This is a genomic window from Streptomyces sp. NBC_01571, assembly GCF_026339875.1.
Lineage (GTDB): Bacteria > Actinomycetota > Actinomycetes > Streptomycetales > Streptomycetaceae > Streptomyces.
Genome location: NZ_JAPEPZ010000005.1, coordinates 18,859 through 34,190, shown reverse-complemented (window position 1 = coordinate 34,190; position 15,332 = coordinate 18,859). Strand labels below are relative to the sequence as shown.

Below are 15,332 nucleotides of genomic sequence, written 5' to 3'. Positions count from 1 at the left end.
AAAGCAGCAGTACCAATATCGCCCATAAGGGACATATGGCGCCGTCTCACGTGGAGGCGGCCCGGCGGGCCGCCCGGTCGTTCGAACAGCAGTACCGTGGCGGGGTGGCACAGACATACAACTTTCCCGAGGACCTTCGTACGGCCCAGGACGAACTTGATCAGGTACGCGGCGACCTGCAGCGCCTGCTGAAGCGGCAGCCCTGGTCTGTCGAACCGCTGCCCGCGTGGGACTCGCACGAGAACTCGTGGCGGCCGGCGTCGCGCCCTGATTCGCCTGGCTGGAACTCTGACGACCAGGCGACGCACGGCCAACTCCGGGTAAGGGAAACCGAACTGGCCGCGTTGATCGTCTGCCATTCGTTCTGGGAGACGGTCGAGCCGGCCGAACGGTCCACCGCGCGCAGCCAGCTCAAGCACCACCGCGACCACGCGCTCGCGGCATAAGCCACCATGGCCGCCGAGGCGGCGGTACGCCGATAGGTCTGTGCCTCGAAGTGTTCGAGCGCAGGCGTAACCAAGTCCCGCCGCGCTCGTTGGAATGGTGCGGAGCATGGGGAGAACACCTCTGGGGGTGCACATCTGGAGGCGTTTCTACGTCCCGTCCCACCTCGTCTCCGACGCGGCATCGGTGCTGGCGACACGGAGGGTGGGCAGGTTTCGGCCAACGTCTATCCGTGTGGCCGGTTTGTGGTGCATGGTGTGCATGCGGGCGCCGCGCTAATCCCCCGGGTGAGGCCCCCTTGCCGGGCCCTGCTGGTCGCTGCGACCGGCGGGGCCCGCCGCACCTCCCGGCTCCCCACGGGAGGCCATACGGCTGCCCTGGCGCTCGTATGCCTTCCGTTCCACCCGGGTGGCGTTTGCGCGATTTGCGGGCGGGACCCGCCGCGCTGCCCGTATCAACGCAGCATGTTCAAGATCGTGTTGCGGGGCCTGACCGCCGCCGCTCTCCTCACCGTGCCCCTCACCACCCCGGCCGCCGCGGACTCGGCCCGGCACGTCGCACTGCTGCCGCTGGCCTCCGCCGTCGACCTGCTGCCGGCTGCCGCCGAGTCCCGCGACGGCTACCAGCGCACCGCGTTCAAGCACTGGGTCGACGCCGACCGCGACTCGTGCAACACCCGCGTTATCTGCACACTCAAATCGGGATGGAGCGCAATGCCTTTGGTACATATGGATCTTAGCGCGGTGGTGGTCTTGAGGCACGTGAGGCACAGAGAGCGGAAGCGAGTCGCTCGCATCATTCCTCTGAGTTCAGGACTGAGCCCAGGACGCTATAGCCTCCGCCCGTGACCAACCATCGTGTCCAGAGCAACGAACCTGCGCGCGCCGAACTACCCCACTACCAAGAGATTCTGGACAACACGGACTGGGCTTCGCTCGAGACCCCATCAGGCACGGGTGAACTCCTGCCGACTGCCCTGGTACGACTTCTTCACGCGGACCCGCGTGTCAGGGCCACCGCCGTCGTGGATGCGCTGGGGGCAGTGACCCACCAGAACACCATCTACGAAGCCACCGTGCCTGTAGCGCTGTACGTCGCGACGGTCCTCAACCACCCGGCCACTGTTGCAGGCGGCTTCGAGCAGGATGCCGATCAGACACCGCACTACCTCACCCGCGTGGTGCTACTGGATTGGCTCAGCAGCACTGCCTACGACGCAGACGACGAATGCGTTGCCATCGGCGAGCGCAGTTCGGGCAGCGCGTTTCTCGACGAGTGTCCGGACATGCGTGCTTTTCGAGACCTGCGTCCCAGCTTCTACTCCGCCGTTCACCCGCTCCTCGAGCACGACGACGCGGACGTACGCGCGGCGGCTCTCGTCGCTGCCCTCCCCCTGGCAGAGCATCCCGTACTCGCTCAACACCGAACCGAACTGGTTGACCACGCCCGACGTCTGCTGAACACCAGCACCGACCGCTACAAACGCGACCGTGTCCTGGAAGCGCTGACGGCGTGGGGCCACGACATCAGCGGCCTGGAAAACGCAGACGATGTGGCAGTCCGTGAACTCCGAGCCCGGCGGATCGCCGAACGCTGGACGGGCGGCTGCTCAGAAGACCCGCCATTCTGACTCATGCCCCGCAGCGGTCCCGCATTGCACGGTCACTCAAGGTGCACGCACCACAGAAGCAGAAGCTGAGCCAGAACCAGCTTTCGTTGATGAAGCCCAGGTGGGCCCCTTGACAGGGCCACCACGTCCACGATGGATCGGATTCTCAAGGCACCGCGCGTATGGCCTTTCGTAGGGCGAGGTCGAACACCGCCGGTGTTCGGCCCGGCCCGGGGGCACGAGGGCGGTGACGTCATGTCGGATCGGGTCGGGAACGTCTCACGGACGCGTTACGAAGAGCTCGTCGCGGAAGCGCGCGAGCTGATCGCTCAGGTCACGAAGGCCCAGTTCGCACTGGGTGACAAGGCTCTGCTCATCGAACCGATGCGACCGGTGGGAGGGTCAGTGGCCAAGGGGGCGGACGACCTGTTCACGGTCGACTGGGACGACTCGTTCCGCGGCTGCGGGACCAGGAGTTCAGCGACGACGAACGTGAGACCGTCCGTCGTTCGATCGCCAAGGTCCGGGGAGCTGCCGACTGGCTGGAGGCCGCGCTGGAGACGGGCACGTTCCCCTGGACGAGCAGCTCGCCCAGCTCCTCAAGGGCGAGTGACAGCAGTGTCCCGCCCTCCCCGAGGCGCCGGTCAGGCCCGGCCCTTGTCCGAGCACTACGGCGACCTGGTCCGCGTCTCGCTCATGGAAGCCCGACCATCAGGACTCCAGACCAAGCAGCTGGTCGCCGCCACCCGTCTCTCTCCGTCGCAGGTCGCCCGGGGAGTCCGTCATCTGCGGGACGTCGGGGCCTCGGAGCACCTGACCCCGATCATCTGGCGCCGCAAGGACGGCTATCTCTTCTCCGAGGAACCGGCCGACTGGATCGAATACGAGAAGAAGCAGTTCCGTCTCGTCCTTGGCCGCCTCACCCGGTTGATCACGGGGACGCTCGACCCGCACCTCATGCGCCACCCCGACGACGAGTGGGCCCAGCTCGCATCCGCCCAGCTCACCGGCGTCCGCGCCACCCTCGCCCAGCTCTCCAAATGACCCCGGACCTCTCCTCATGCGAGCTTCAACGACCCGCCGTCGCCGCTATCCCTCCGACACCACGGTCGCGGAGTGGGCGCTGATCGAACCGCTGCTTCCCCTGCCGGCCTGCCAGACCAAGATGGGCGGCCGACCGGAGAAGTGGCCACGGCGCGACATCGTCGACGCGATCCGCTATCTCGTCGACAACGGAGTCAAGTGGCGGGCTTTGCCTGCGGATTATCCGCCCTGGCAGACCGTCTACTACCACTTCGCCGCCTGGCACCGCCGCGGCGTCATCGGCTATCTCCGTGATCAACTCCGTCGACAGATCCGCACGGGCCAGGGGCGATGCCCCTGGCCGGTGACGCTGATCCTCGACTCGCAGTCGGTCAAAGGCGCCGAGACAGTCTCCAAGGCCACCCGCGGGTTCGACGCCGGGAAGAAGATCAACGGCCGCAAGAGACACATCGCCGTCGACACCCTCGGGCTTCCGGTGATGATCACGGTGACGCCTGCCGACACCACCGACCGTGACGCGGCCCGCGAACTCCTCTGGCGGCTACGGGTCATGCAACCGCAGATCACGCAGGTCTGGGCCGACTCCGCCTACGGCGGCCAGCTCATCAACTGGTCGGGCAGCTTCCTCAACATGACCCTCAAAACGGTCTCCCGCCCCCGCGGCGCGAAAGGCTTCGTCGTCCTGCCCAGGCGCTGGAAAGTCGAACGGACCCTGGGCTGGATCATGAAAGCCCGCCGCAACGTCCGCGACTACGAACGTCTTCCGCAGCACTCAGAAGCCCACCTGACCTGGGCACTCATCACTCTGATGACCCGCCGGCTCACGCGCAAAGGCCCTCACGCCAGCTGGTCGAGAAGCTTGACCGGCCGACCCTCGCCCCACCTTGGGCCCCCTTGGCAGTCCTCACCCTGAGCTTCATCCCCGGCGCTGTGGAGCCGCCGAAGGCGGCTCCACAGCGCAAAGGCATGCCCGCACGCGCCCACGGACCATCAACGAGCCGGGATCTCAGCCAGACGCTAAGGAGGCAGACTGGTAGGAGGTCTAGCCTCCAACAATATCCGGGAGATCGTCGGAACTGGTGTCCGCTATGAGTTCGGCGAGCGTGAACTGGGCACTCTCGTCGGAGGCCCACGGATACTGGACGCGGACGAAGTAGGTGCGCTCGGAGAGCCGGAAGACTTGTCGCGTCTGCCGCTTCCGCTTTCTCTCGGTTCTAGCCTCATCGAAGGTGTCGATGAGGCCCCGCATCACGGCAAGAGCTTCAGCTTCGGTTCCTTCGACTTCACGGTAGACGCCGTAGGTGAAGGCTTCCGACTGGCCCGCAGCTTGCAGGATGGCCCATCTGGGCAAGGCGTTCTCCAGTTCGTGAGGTGGCCCGGCACACGGGCCGTCTCACTCCATCGGCCAACCGGCATCGAGCCGGATGATCTCGGCATGGGGACGCTATAGGACAGAAGTGCGGCCTGTGCCTCACACTACTGAAGGTTTCTGGGTTGGTCATGATCTAGTAACCGACGGGATCCCCTTTTCCAGAGATCTCAGACAGGCACTAAAGCCGACCAGGACCCAGCCGACTGGTTGCCACCCCTTGCGGACGCCCGCTGCACCTACACCGCGGACTGGGTGGCAACGAAGCTCCGCTGGCACTTGGTCGACGACCGGGAACGCGCCGCTCTGACCGGCTTGGCCGAAGGGTGCGGGCAACAGCCGGTGGAGTACGAACCGGCGCCCTAGCCGGGGGCCGCTGTCGGGGTGCGTGCGGCTCGCGAGCTCGTTGGCAGCGAAGGTCACTCTCCGAGTTGCTTCGTCAGAGCGCGGTTCACGAAGGGGTCTCGACCAGATACGTATGAGGGGCGAGGCCCGTATCCACTGCTCTGGTAGAGCGCCAGGGCACCGTGATTGCTGACACCGGTCTCCAGGACGATCTGCATGGCACCCCGGGAGGCTGCTTGGTCCTCCAGGCTCCGAAGAATGTGCCTGCCCAGGCCTTGGCCGCGCGCGGTAGCCGTCACGTACATCCGTTTGATCTCTGCGGTGTTCGCGTCGAGGAGGCGGATGCCGCCGCAGCCCACGGCCACACCGTCCCGGTCAGCGATGAGGAACAGCCCGTGCGGTGGGTCGAAGTGCGCGGCGGGGGTGTCGGCGGGGTCGTCGGCGAACCCGTAGGTGGCGACCTGTTCCCGGTACAGGGCCTGGGTGAGGCGGCGTGCGTCGGGATGGTCGTAGGGCACCTCCCTCAGCAGCCGGGCGGATTCGCTGGGCTGGGCAACGCTGAAGGTGGTCATGACACCGATAGTGCCCGGTCGACCATAGCGAGCGCATCAGCGCCGTCCGGGGAGTGGATGTGGGTGCCTGCCTGGCGGCGGATGCGGCGCAGGAGGCTGCGGCAGCGGATCGACTGAACGTGCGGCACGTGGTCGGCCAGTCGCAGCAGCGTGTGCAGGGTGGTTTCGGTGTCGTGCGCGAGGAGGTGGGCGCGCGCGAGGTGGATGCCGTGCAGGAGAGCGGAGCGCTGGAAGCCGCTGGTCGGACCGTTGTCGGCGAGTGGGGACAGGTGTTCGGTGGCTTCGGCGAGGAGTCGTCGTGCGTGGCCGGGGTTGGCTGCGGCGAGTTCGACGAGGGCGTGGCCGGTCTCGGCGGCGACCTGTTCGGGGGTGAAGTAGTACAGGGCTGGGGGGTCGTCGTCGCGGCGGTGCTGCAGCAGCAGGTGGCAGCGTTCGGTGGCGTTGCGGAAGGCGTCTGTGTCGCCGGCTACGGCGTACGCGGTGGCCAGCCGTCCCCATGCCCGGGCGCGGACGATGGGCAGGCTGCGCGCGGTGTGGTCGACGGCGGCTTCGGCGAAGCGCAGGGCGGCCGCGGGCTTGGCGCAGGCGGCGTGCTGGTAGGAGAGCATGCCCAGGACGTTGGCGACGGCGTGGGTGTCGCCGGCGGAGCGGGCGAGACGGATGGCGAGGAGCTGGTAGCGCTGGGCGGCGGCGTTGAGGTCGGCGTCGAAGGCCATCCAGCCTGCGAGTTGGGCCATTCCGCTGGCTGTGATCAGCAGACGGGTGCCGATGTCGGTGCTGTAGCGGCTGTTGCGTACGAGTTCCAGGACGCCCGCGAGCTCGCTGCGTACGTAGCGCTGGGGCAGGGCGCCGCCGCCGGCGGTGTCGTCGAGGCGGCGTAGCTGGCGCAGGTGGCCTTCGAGGGCGTCCATGAACGGGGGGATGACCTCGTCGGGGCCTGATCCCGGGAAGGTGTGGAGCGGTGCTTGGCGGGTGGCATCCCAGACGGCGCTGAACAGGGTGGTGTCGGTGGCCGGGTGGAGGACGGCTTGTTCCCGCGGTTCGGTGGCGGTCCATGCGGTGGCGGTGGCCAGGATCTCGGTCAGGGAGCGTCGGCCGAGGAGGTCGTCGGTGGCCGTCTTCTCCCGGTGGCTGGGGCGTTGTTCGTGTCCCCACAGGTCGGCTGTGGTGTAGGTATCGCCGGTGGCCTCGGTGATCACGGTGGCGACGAGGCGGCGGACGGTCTCGGAACGTGGCTGAGCGCCGTTCAGCCAGCTGCGGCCGGCAGTGAGGTGCAGGGCGGGTTCGCCGATGGCGTCCAGGCGCGGGTTGAGGGTGCGCACAAGTTCGCGCGGTGACCAGCCGGTGCACTCCAAGGCGTCGGCGAGGTGCTGGTTCTGTATGCGTCCGCCGGGCGCCGGTAACCGGTCCAGCGCTGCGCTGCGGAGAGATATCACAAGCAAACGGTAGGTCAGTCTGCGCGGGTTGGGCACGAATTCTCGGCTTTTCTCAGTCTCACCCTGACGTTCTCACCGTTCTCACCCGTCCCCTCTGCCGCAGCCTGCGGCGTCGCTGTCTGCTGGTGCACCCCGCCGGCGCAGACCGTGCCCGCGGCGCGGACGGCCGCCCCGCAGGGGCCGCCGTCCGGGATTCCCGCCTAGGGCGTGCACCGGGCACCGACCGGTGTGCGCAGGACCTGGAGAACGGCATGTCGCAGACCGCTCCTGCGGATTTGGAACTTGACCACGTCGCGGAGGCCCTGGCGCAGTACGTGCGCGGCGGCGGCCAGCTGTCGATCGCCGACGGCTCCGGGGTGATCGGACGCCTGGAAGCACAGCTCAGCGATGTTCTGGGCTTGTCGAACACGCTCACGTTCGCGTCGGGCACGGCAGCTCTGCACGCGGCCTATTTGGCCCTGGACCTGCCGCCCGGCTCGGAGGTGATCGGCGCCGTCAACACCTTCCATGCGTCGCTGACTCCGGCCGCGCACTGCCGGCTGAACGCGGTGCTGGTCGACGTCGAGCCGGACACCGGGACCATGTCGCCCGCCGCGCTGGAGGCGGCTATCGGACCGATGACCCGGTGTGTGACCGTCACCCACTACCTGGGGCACCCCGCCGAGATGGACAAGATCGCCGAGATCTGCCGTGCACGGGATCTGCGCCTGATCGAGGACTTCAGCCACGCAGTTCTGTCCACGTGGCAGGGGCGGCCGGTCGGCATGTTCGGGGATATCGCCGTCGGCAGTCTCCAGGCGCGCAAGACCCTGGTCGCCGGTGAGGGCGGCATCCTCGGCACCCGGCTGCGGTCACTGTACGAACGGGCTGTGCTGGCCGGGCACTACCGCGGCCGCGCCCTGGCCTTGGAGGACGAGGCGCTGCGGGTGTTCGGCGAGACCGGGCTTGGCCTGAAGATGCGCATGCACCCGCTGGCCGCCGTCGTCGCGCTGGCCAACGCTGAGCGGCTGGTGGAACGGGTCGCGGCCCGCACTGCGCTGTTGGAGAGGTTCAGCCGCCTCCTGGAGTCGGTGCCGGGTGTCCGGCCGCCGGTGGTGCGCCCGGGCGCGGGCATGGGCGGATGGTTCAGCTACCGGCCCCAGATCCAGACCCTGCAGCTGAAGCGCGGGGCGGATACGGACGGGTATCTGCGCAGGTTGCAGGCGGCCGGTGTCCCGGCGCACTACCCGTCGATCGGCTCGCTTCAGGACATGCCCATGTTCACCGACCCGGTCCCGATGCGGGCCGCCGCCGGGACCTGGTGTCCCCGGCTCTGCGGTCCGTTTCCCGGAGCGGCCGCCTTCGACTCGGGCCGGATCAGTGTGACCGTCACCCCTCACGACAGTCCGCAGACGATCGACGCGTACGCCGCCGCCTTCGCCGACGTCTCCCGGGACCTGGCCGTACGGGACGCCGCCTGATGGCCGCCCCGACGGCAGGCCGCTCGGAGCGGCTGACGACTCCCGAGCGGCAGCGGATCTTCGCCTGGTCCCGGGAGATCGACGCCAACCGGCGGCAACTGGAGAAGCGCTGGACGCAGCAGTTCGCGGCCAGCGGCTGTGTCGTCCTTCCTCTCCAGGGTGCTCCTGCACCGCTGGAGCATCTGGCGGAGGGCGGCGGCTTCCGGATCCCGGCCTCCCACACGGGTCAACTCGGCAGTGCGGCAGCGGACTTCTTTTCCGACATGGCGGTCCGCGACGGCTGGGCCTACCTGCGCGGTTTCGGCTACTACGCCGCCGACGCACAGATGTACCTGCCCGGCCGCGCCCCGTCCCCGGCCCGTCGCTTCTCGCTGGTGGCCGAGCGGTGGCCGCGGTACGCGGCGTTCGCCCGGCCGCTGGCCGACGGCGCGGCAGAAGAACCGGCCCGGTGGTATCCGTGGCTGGCCTGGCTGGCGTTCCTCGAAGCGGCCGTCAACGACGTGTGCACCGCCCGGTGGAGCGCGGCAGCCCTCGGACAGGAAGAGACGGCGGCCGTCCTGGACGGCCTTCTCGAAGGTCTCGCTGTGCTGCTGGCCGAAGCCTCCTTCAACCGCTGGCATCCGGCAGCCGGTCCGTGCGCTCCGCACACGTGGGGAGACCGGGCGGTTGCGCTGCTGGCCGACCCGCACGCCGCCGAGGTGCTCCACGGCGTCGGCGGGGAGCTGGCCTGTCGCGGCGCGGCGGCGGATGCGGTGCGCGCGGTGCGCGAGGGCGACGTGCTGTGGCAGGTCGCCGCCGTCGCCTACACCCGCTGGCCCGCGATCACCCACTCCCACCCCCAGGCGCCAGTGCTGCTGGTGAGCGAGGCGTTCGGCGCGATGGCCGTCGGCCCGTTGCTCGCCGGAATGCTCCCGGCCGCCGATCGGGCCAGGGTCCGGCTGGCCGTGAGCCGATTCTCCGTCCACGAGGCGGAGATGGCCCGCGTCGCTGCGGGCACGTGGCGGACCGGTCCACTGGATGCCGACGGCGTGGTGGTCGTGCACGTGGACGACAGCGTGTTCACCGGCCGCACGCACGACGGGCTGCGCGACAGCCTGACCGGCACCCCGGCAGCGGTGTACCTGGTGCCGCTCACCCTGGACGTCGGCACCCCGTTCAACCATCCCGAGGAACTCACCGCGCTAGGCCGGGACGTCGCCGACCACCTGGCCACGCTGGAAGAACAGGTGCGACAGGTGGGCGGGGTCCTTCCTGCCGCGCCGAGCCTGTGGGCTCGGCGCAAGCGTCCGGGCCCGCCCGGAGAGAGCGCCGTCGCGGCCTTCGCACGGGTGTCGGGCGGCTCGGACCGGCTGCTGGCGCTGCTGTGGGACCGGTACGCGCCGGAGGTCCGCCGTGTCTGACCCCCGGCTGCCCGCGGACAGCGCACCGGTGCCGGTGCCGGTTTGTGACCTGGTCTTCTCGGCCGCCGACGGGCGCCGCGCCCGGATGGTGTCCTGGCGGGCCTACCAGGTGATGGCCGCCGACGTGGCGGCACAGATCCGCGCTCAGCATCCTGGGCCACTCACGCTGGTCGGGGTGCTGCAAGGCGGCTGGATCACCGCGCAGTCGCTGGCCGACCTTCTGCCCGGCTCGCTGGTGCTGGCCGCCGCGGCCCGCCACCACGGCGGCCGCACCGATGGCATCAGCCTGTTCGCCGCCACGGACGGCCTGCTGACGCCGGCCACCCCACCGGCCGGGCAGCCGGTCGTCGTGGTCGACGAAGTCGTCGACTCCGGCCGCACCGCCCGCTACTACCTCAGCCAGCTCGCCCCGTACAGCCCGCAGCTGGCGTGCCTGGCCACGTCCGACCGTGCCGATCCGGCACCGCAGTTCGCCGCACGGACGATGAGCGACCTTCCCGCGCTGGTCCTGCCGTGGCGGGTCCTTCGCGACTTCGACCAGACCGCCGCCTGCCTGCTGGCCGCCGGCCCCCTGACCACGAAACAGATCGACGAAAGGCTGCGTGAACTCGGCCATGACCTCGGCCCCGACCTTCTCGAACCCCACCTCGCCGAACTCGCCCGCCGAGGACGGCTCCACCACCGCGGCTTCCACTGGCACCGGCTCTGATCTGGCGCGTGTGGCCGCCTTCTACGACGCGGACCCGGCCCGGGAGTGGCAGCGCACCCGCTCGAGCCCCTACCACCGGCTGGAGGCTGAGGTCATCCACCGCCAGGTCCTCGCCGCTCTCCCGCCGGCCGGCCGCATCCTCGACATCGGCTCCGGCCCCGGCGTCCATGCCCTGGCCCTGGCCCGCCGCGGCCACACTGTCGCCCTGTCCGACCTGTCCGCCGCGAGCCTGGCCGTTGCCCGCGACCGGTTCAGGGAAGCCGGACTGGAGGGGCAGCTGCTCGGCACATGGCACAGCCCAGCCCAACTCCTCGCCCCGCCAGGTCACTTCGACGCGGTGCTGCTGTTCGGACCGCTCTACCACCTACTTGACGACGCCGATGCCGCCGAGACGGTGCGCCGCGCAGCGGCCGCTCTGGCGCCCGGCGGCCGCCTGTACGCGATCTTCCTCACGCGGACCTCCGTCCTGCGTGACCTCCTCAAGCGCGGCCGCTTCACCGACATGACTGCCCTGGCCGCCTCCGGCTACCTCGGCCACGGCCGCTACCAGCCACCAGCAGGCGTCCCGGACACCGACTACATGCCGCCCACCCGCACCCACAGCCTTCGCGAGGCCGAAGACCTGCTGCGCGGCGCCGGGCTGGAAATCAGCGACCGCTACTCCCTGGAGGGCGTCGCGGCCTGGATGCGCCCCTACGTCGACCAGGCAGCCGCCGACCGGGCCGCATTCACGCAGCTGAGCGACGCTGTCCTGGCCACCACCGGCCTGCCCGAACTCGTAGAGGCCGGAGACCACTTCCTCCTGACCGCCACCCGCACCGGCCTTCCCCGCCCGCCCGCACCCGGACGCCGGAGCAGCGGACGCCCGGACAGCGTCGGACGGCACCGCACCGTGCTGGCCGACGCGACTGACTCGGTGTGCTTCGCACCAGCTGCGGTCCAGCACCGCGGCCGCCGCCTGCTCGCCCTCACCACCGGCCCGAGCTCCGCGCGCACCTACGAGCCGCGGCAGCTGCCCGGCCGGGCCCCCGAACCCTGGTACACCGGCGGCCGCAACCGGGTGATGCTGTGCCAGCTGCCGCACACCGGCCCCGTCCTGCTGGCCGATGCCCGCCCGCTGCCCGTCCCGGACGGCTGTGACGACGTCATGGGCCCAAGTCTGGTCAGCGACGGCAACACCCTTATCGCCTTCCTCAGCGCCCGTGCTGACGGCGGCCCGTGGCGGATCTACCGCACCCTCAGCCACGACGGCGGCTCCACCTGGACCACCCCGAAGACCGTGCTGGAGCCCAGCAGCGGACACGCGAGCGAGAGCGAACACGTCCTGATGCCCGCCGTCCTGCGACGCGGCGGCGCCTGGTGGATGTGGTACGCCGGGCGGGACGGCCACCACCGGCGCATCCACCTGGCCACCTCCACCGACGGCACCTCCTGGCAGCGCCACGGCATCGTCCTGGACACCGGCATACCGGGCGCACCGGACGCCTACGCGGCGGACTGCCCCGCCCTGGCGCCGACTGCCGACGGCGGGCTGCTGATGGTCTACGGCGCCGGCACCGCCCGATGCCTGGCCGCCGCACACAGCGTGGATGGGAAGAGCTGGCGGCCGCTGGGCACGATCCTGCACCGCGCAGGACCCGGTGCGCCGGACGCCCGTTACGCGTTCTATCCCGCGCTGGTCCCCGACCGGTCCGGGCAGGTCCGGCTGTTGTACGCGGGCGAGGACGAGACGGGGCACTGGTCGCTGCTCGACGCCGGACTCCTCGATCCCGATCTGCTCGCCCAGCGGCCGTCGCCCCTGGAGCTGACCGTGGCCGTCGACACGGCTGTCGCCCGGGTGCGGGCCGAAGTGCCTGCCGAGTCCTGGCAGATCACTTCCGACAGTCACGGCCCGGCCTGCTCCTACACCTCGCCGGACGGCGCCATCACACAGCTGCGGCCCAGCAGCGGCCCGGTCTTCGCCGCCCGCACCCCGGCTGGCCCCGTCATCGTCAAACCCGGGCGCTCCACGGCCTTCGCCGAACGGGAACACACCGGCCTGCAGGTCCTGGCGCGGCACCTGCCCGTCCCGGAGACCGCGCTGCACTACCAGGGCGACAACGCCACCCTGATCGTCGAGCACCTCGACGCTGGCGCCCTGCGCAACCTGGCCGTCACCGACCCGGGCGCCTTCACCCGCGTGCTCGGTGACCTGTCCGTGCGGCTGGTCCGCCTGATCACCGCCACCGCCCGCCCCTACCGGGAGCAGGACGCCGATCACTCACTGCAGACCCCCGTGGTGCTGTCCGGCTGGGTGGAGGACCTGGCCCGCCGGATGAGGCCCTGGTGGAACCACGCCCTTCACCTCAACGGCGAACCCACGCAGCTCACCTGCGCGGGGCTGGTGCACCTGGCCCGTCGTTCGCTGCCTCCGGGCGGCCACCTCGCCTACGGCACCGGGGACCTCCACCTCGGCAACGTCCTCGTCGACCGGGCTGACCCGCACCAATGGTGGGTGATCGACGCCGAGTTCGCCGGACTGCACGACCTCGACCAGTCACTGGCCAAACTTGTCGGGTCCTGCCTCAAGCACACGGGCCTGCTCACCGATCCTGCCGTCGCCGTCCGCGGCAACATCGTGGACATCACCTGCCGCCCCCTGGGTCCGCTCGGAGAACTGCTCCTGACCACACCCTGGCTGCTCGACCACTTCGAGGGCCTGCCCGTGGACCGCAGCCGCATCCTGGGCCTGCTCCTGCCCGACCTCTTCTTCCGCCTCACCCCACCAGGCACCCCCGCAGGGCCGGGCGGCCCGTTCGGGCTGGCAGCAGTCGCCCTCGGTGCCCGGATGACCGGCCACGGAATTGCCCGGTGAACCCCGCACCCGCCGTCGGTACCCCGGGCAGCCCCTACGGGCTGCCGACAGGCATCACCACGGTGCTCTTCGACCTCGACGACACCCTCGTGCCCTACCTGCCGTGCTGGACCACCGCCCTGGACACCGTCACCCAGCCCCTCGCCCACACGCACTCCGGCGTGAGCGGGCCGGCCATCGCCGCCGCCTACACGCGGGTGTCCGACACGCTGTGGCGCGACTACGAACAGGCACTCGCCCACCTCGGCCCGACGCCGGTCATCCGCGCCCACGTCTGGCGTACCGCGCTGCACGAGTGCGGTATCCAGCCGGACGAGAGGGAACTCGGCGCTCTCGTCGCCGACTTCGCCCGGCAGCAACTTCTCGCGATCACCCCCGACCGGCAGACCGCGGCACTGCTGGAGCGGCTCGCACTGCGCTACCGGCTCGGTGTGGTCACCAACGGCGACCGCTCCACCCAGCACGCCAAGCTCGGACACGCCGGACTCGACGGCGCCTTCGAGACGGTGGTGTGCGCCCTGGACACCGGAGCCCGCAAACCCGACCCGGCCCCGTTCCTCCACGCGTGCTCCGACCTGTCCGTCGCCCCCGAGCAGTGCCTGTACGTCGGGGACAGCTGGGCCAACGACGTCGTAGGCGCCCATGGTGCCGGGATGCACCCGGTCTGGATCTGTCCCGACACCGTCCCCGCGCCGCCCGGCCGGCCTCCCGCCGCTCGCTTCCCCGACCTCCCCTCCTGCCTGAACGCCCTGGCCGCGCATGCCGTCCGGCGTCCGGCCCGTGAAACGGAACCGACATGACCACCACCGTCCTGCCGGGCCGCCCGGCCACCCGCCCGGACCGGGCTCCCGTCTCCGGTGATCTGCTGGGCACAGTCCGCATCCCCGCCACTGAACTGCACGCCGCGGCCCGTGCGGGCGCCCACCCGGCGCTGCTGGACCGGTTCTTCCCGCCCTGCGACGCGCACGGAACCCGGCTGGGCCGCAGCGCCGCCTACTACCAGCCCCGCACCGCACTGCCCGCCGCCGCGGCGCTGGCCGGCACCCTCTCTCTCCTCGGCCACCACGTCCCCGGACAGACCACGCACCTGCGTCACGCCCTGCTCGACAACCTCCACAACCTCACCGCGGCCGGCGCCTACGCCCTCTGGCACCACCTCACCGACCACCCGGCCGCCCCAGGAGACCCCCGCCCGGCCGCCCTGGACCGCCTCCTGGACACGGCCACCGCCGCCGTCACGGCACTCCACACCGCGCACCCGCACCCTGAGCCCGACGCCGTCACACCCGCCGACCTGGAACTGCTCACCAGGCTGGAGGGCGGCTGGCGGTCCTTCCGGGAGCTCGACAACCACACCAAGATGATGAACGAGCTGCGGTTCCTCGCCGACCACGTCCTGCTGCCCCGCCCCGACATCACTGACCTGCTCGCCCCGCTGTACGGATCACTGTCCCTGGCCCTGACCGCCCGCGCCCTGCTGCCGCTGCTCGTGGACCGCCCCGTCCGAGTGCACCTGGTGCGGCTGGGCTTCCACGACCAGTCAGCCGTCCCCTACCTCGGCGCCGACGGCACCATCCGCCACCGCGCCACCGCCCCCGCACCCCAATGCGAGGCCCTGGCGGCCGCCGTCACCGACAGGACCGTGCTGGTCGTCGACGACAACTGCGGCTACGGCAGCACCCTGCGCGCCGCACGCACCCTCGTCGAGCAGCTCGGCGGCGAGGCTGTCACCCGCAGCGTCGAGTCCGCGTGGAGCCTCTACCACCGCAGCGGACTCCACGACATCGCCGACGCCGCCGACCTGCCGAGCCTGCGCCCCAACCTGCACCACAGCATTCAAAAACGCCTCATCGGCCACCTCCTGCGCGGCGACGCACACGAATACGCCCGCGACCCCGCCCACCAGGCCCACGGCACGCTGCACCAGCAGATGCGTGACTCCTTCGACCTCGCCCTGAGCACCGGCACCTGGAGCAGCGGCCAACTCGCCGCGATGCGCGCCGAACTCGGCCACGCCACCACCTGGGCCGAACCGCCTGTCCCCCGCCCGGCCGCACTCAACGTCGCCGCCTGAACCCGGGAGCACCCCG

14 protein-coding genes and 1 pseudogene are annotated in these 15,332 nt (G+C 70.5%); 12 read left to right on the top strand and 3 right to left on the bottom strand.

All coding sequences use genetic code 11. The features are described 5' to 3' along the window. Positions 1-104: 104 nt before the first annotated feature. The 6 genes and pseudogenes from OHB41_RS50345 (at position 105) to OHB41_RS50320 (ending at position 4,010) form a co-directional block, all read left to right on the top strand. Positions 105-446 (top strand): DUF8825 domain-containing protein, encoded by a 342-nt coding sequence (locus OHB41_RS50345; RefSeq protein ID WP_266709261.1) that lies wholly within the window; start codon positions 105-107, stop codon positions 444-446. Positions 447-908: 462 nt separating this feature from the next. Next, a complete protein-coding gene (locus OHB41_RS52215) occupies positions 909-1,292 on the top strand; it encodes a hypothetical protein (protein ID WP_323138643.1) in 384 nt (127 codons plus the stop codon). Next, entirely contained in the window at positions 1,289-2,074 is a 786-nt protein-coding gene (locus OHB41_RS50335; protein ID WP_266709259.1) for a hypothetical protein, read from the top strand. Before OHB41_RS52215 ends, OHB41_RS50335 begins: the two co-directional genes overlap by 4 nt. A gap of 419 nt (positions 2,075-2,493) precedes the next feature. Next, positions 2,494-2,565: pseudogene (locus tag OHB41_RS50330) on the top strand (hypothetical protein); the annotation flags it as partial. 145 nt (positions 2,566-2,710) lie between these two features. Further along, a complete protein-coding gene (locus OHB41_RS50325; protein ID WP_266709257.1) occupies positions 2,711-3,097 on the top strand; it encodes a hypothetical protein in 387 nt (128 codons plus the stop codon). A gap of 16 nt (positions 3,098-3,113) precedes the next feature. Continuing rightward, positions 3,114-4,010 (top strand): IS5 family transposase, encoded by an 897-nt coding sequence (locus OHB41_RS50320; protein WP_323138642.1) that lies wholly within the window; start codon positions 3,114-3,116, stop codon positions 4,008-4,010. Between the two features lie 129 nt (positions 4,011-4,139). Here the strand turns inward: OHB41_RS50320 and OHB41_RS50315 are convergent, their stop codons facing one another. The 3 genes from OHB41_RS50315 to OHB41_RS50300 all read right to left on the bottom strand — a co-directional run bounded on the left by OHB41_RS50315 (position 4,140) and on the right by OHB41_RS50300 (position 6,819). Further along, positions 4,140-4,448 carry a hypothetical protein gene (locus OHB41_RS50315; protein ID WP_266709255.1) on the bottom strand — a complete coding sequence of 103 codons (309 nt, stop codon included), beginning with the start codon at positions 4,446-4,448 and terminating at the stop codon, positions 4,140-4,142. Between the two features lie 437 nt (positions 4,449-4,885). Then, positions 4,886-5,383, bottom strand: coding sequence for a GNAT family N-acetyltransferase (locus tag OHB41_RS50305; protein ID WP_266709253.1), 498 nt, complete (start codon positions 5,381-5,383; stop codon positions 4,886-4,888). Then, positions 5,380-6,819 (bottom strand): NsdA family TPR-like regulatory protein, encoded by a 1,440-nt coding sequence (locus OHB41_RS50300; protein WP_266709251.1) that lies wholly within the window; start codon positions 6,817-6,819, stop codon positions 5,380-5,382. The genes OHB41_RS50305 and OHB41_RS50300 overlap by 4 nt, the downstream gene beginning before the upstream one ends. A 251-nt stretch (positions 6,820-7,070) precedes the next feature. Here OHB41_RS50300 and OHB41_RS50295 point away from each other — a divergent pair, with 251 nt between their 5' ends. The 6 genes from OHB41_RS50295 to OHB41_RS50270 are packed head-to-tail and all read left to right on the top strand — an operon-like array spanning position 7,071 to position 15,316. Beyond that, positions 7,071-8,279: an aminotransferase class V-fold PLP-dependent enzyme gene (locus OHB41_RS50295; protein WP_266709249.1), complete on the top strand. Its 1,209-nt coding sequence runs from the start codon at positions 7,071-7,073 to the stop codon at positions 8,277-8,279. Next, positions 8,279-9,679, top strand: coding sequence for a hypothetical protein (locus tag OHB41_RS50290; RefSeq protein ID WP_266709247.1), 1,401 nt, complete (start codon positions 8,279-8,281; stop codon positions 9,677-9,679). The genes OHB41_RS50295 and OHB41_RS50290 overlap by 1 nt, the downstream gene beginning before the upstream one ends. Beyond that, on the top strand, positions 9,672-10,388 hold the full coding sequence (locus OHB41_RS50285; protein WP_266709245.1) for a phosphoribosyltransferase family protein: 717 nt from the start codon (positions 9,672-9,674) through the stop codon (positions 10,386-10,388). Before OHB41_RS50290 ends, OHB41_RS50285 begins: the two co-directional genes overlap by 8 nt. Continuing rightward, the gene (locus OHB41_RS50280) at positions 10,294-13,242 is read left to right on the top strand and encodes a methyltransferase domain-containing protein (RefSeq protein WP_266709243.1); all 2,949 of its coding nucleotides are present in this window, start codon (positions 10,294-10,296) and stop codon (positions 13,240-13,242) included. The genes OHB41_RS50285 and OHB41_RS50280 overlap by 95 nt, the downstream gene beginning before the upstream one ends. Next, positions 13,239-14,042 (top strand): HAD family hydrolase, encoded by an 804-nt coding sequence (locus OHB41_RS50275; RefSeq protein ID WP_266709241.1) that lies wholly within the window; start codon positions 13,239-13,241, stop codon positions 14,040-14,042. Before OHB41_RS50280 ends, OHB41_RS50275 begins: the two co-directional genes overlap by 4 nt. Next, positions 14,039-15,316: a phosphoribosyltransferase gene (locus OHB41_RS50270; RefSeq protein WP_266709239.1), complete on the top strand. Its 1,278-nt coding sequence runs from the start codon at positions 14,039-14,041 to the stop codon at positions 15,314-15,316. The genes OHB41_RS50275 and OHB41_RS50270 overlap by 4 nt, the downstream gene beginning before the upstream one ends. Positions 15,317-15,332: the final 16 nt, after the last annotated feature.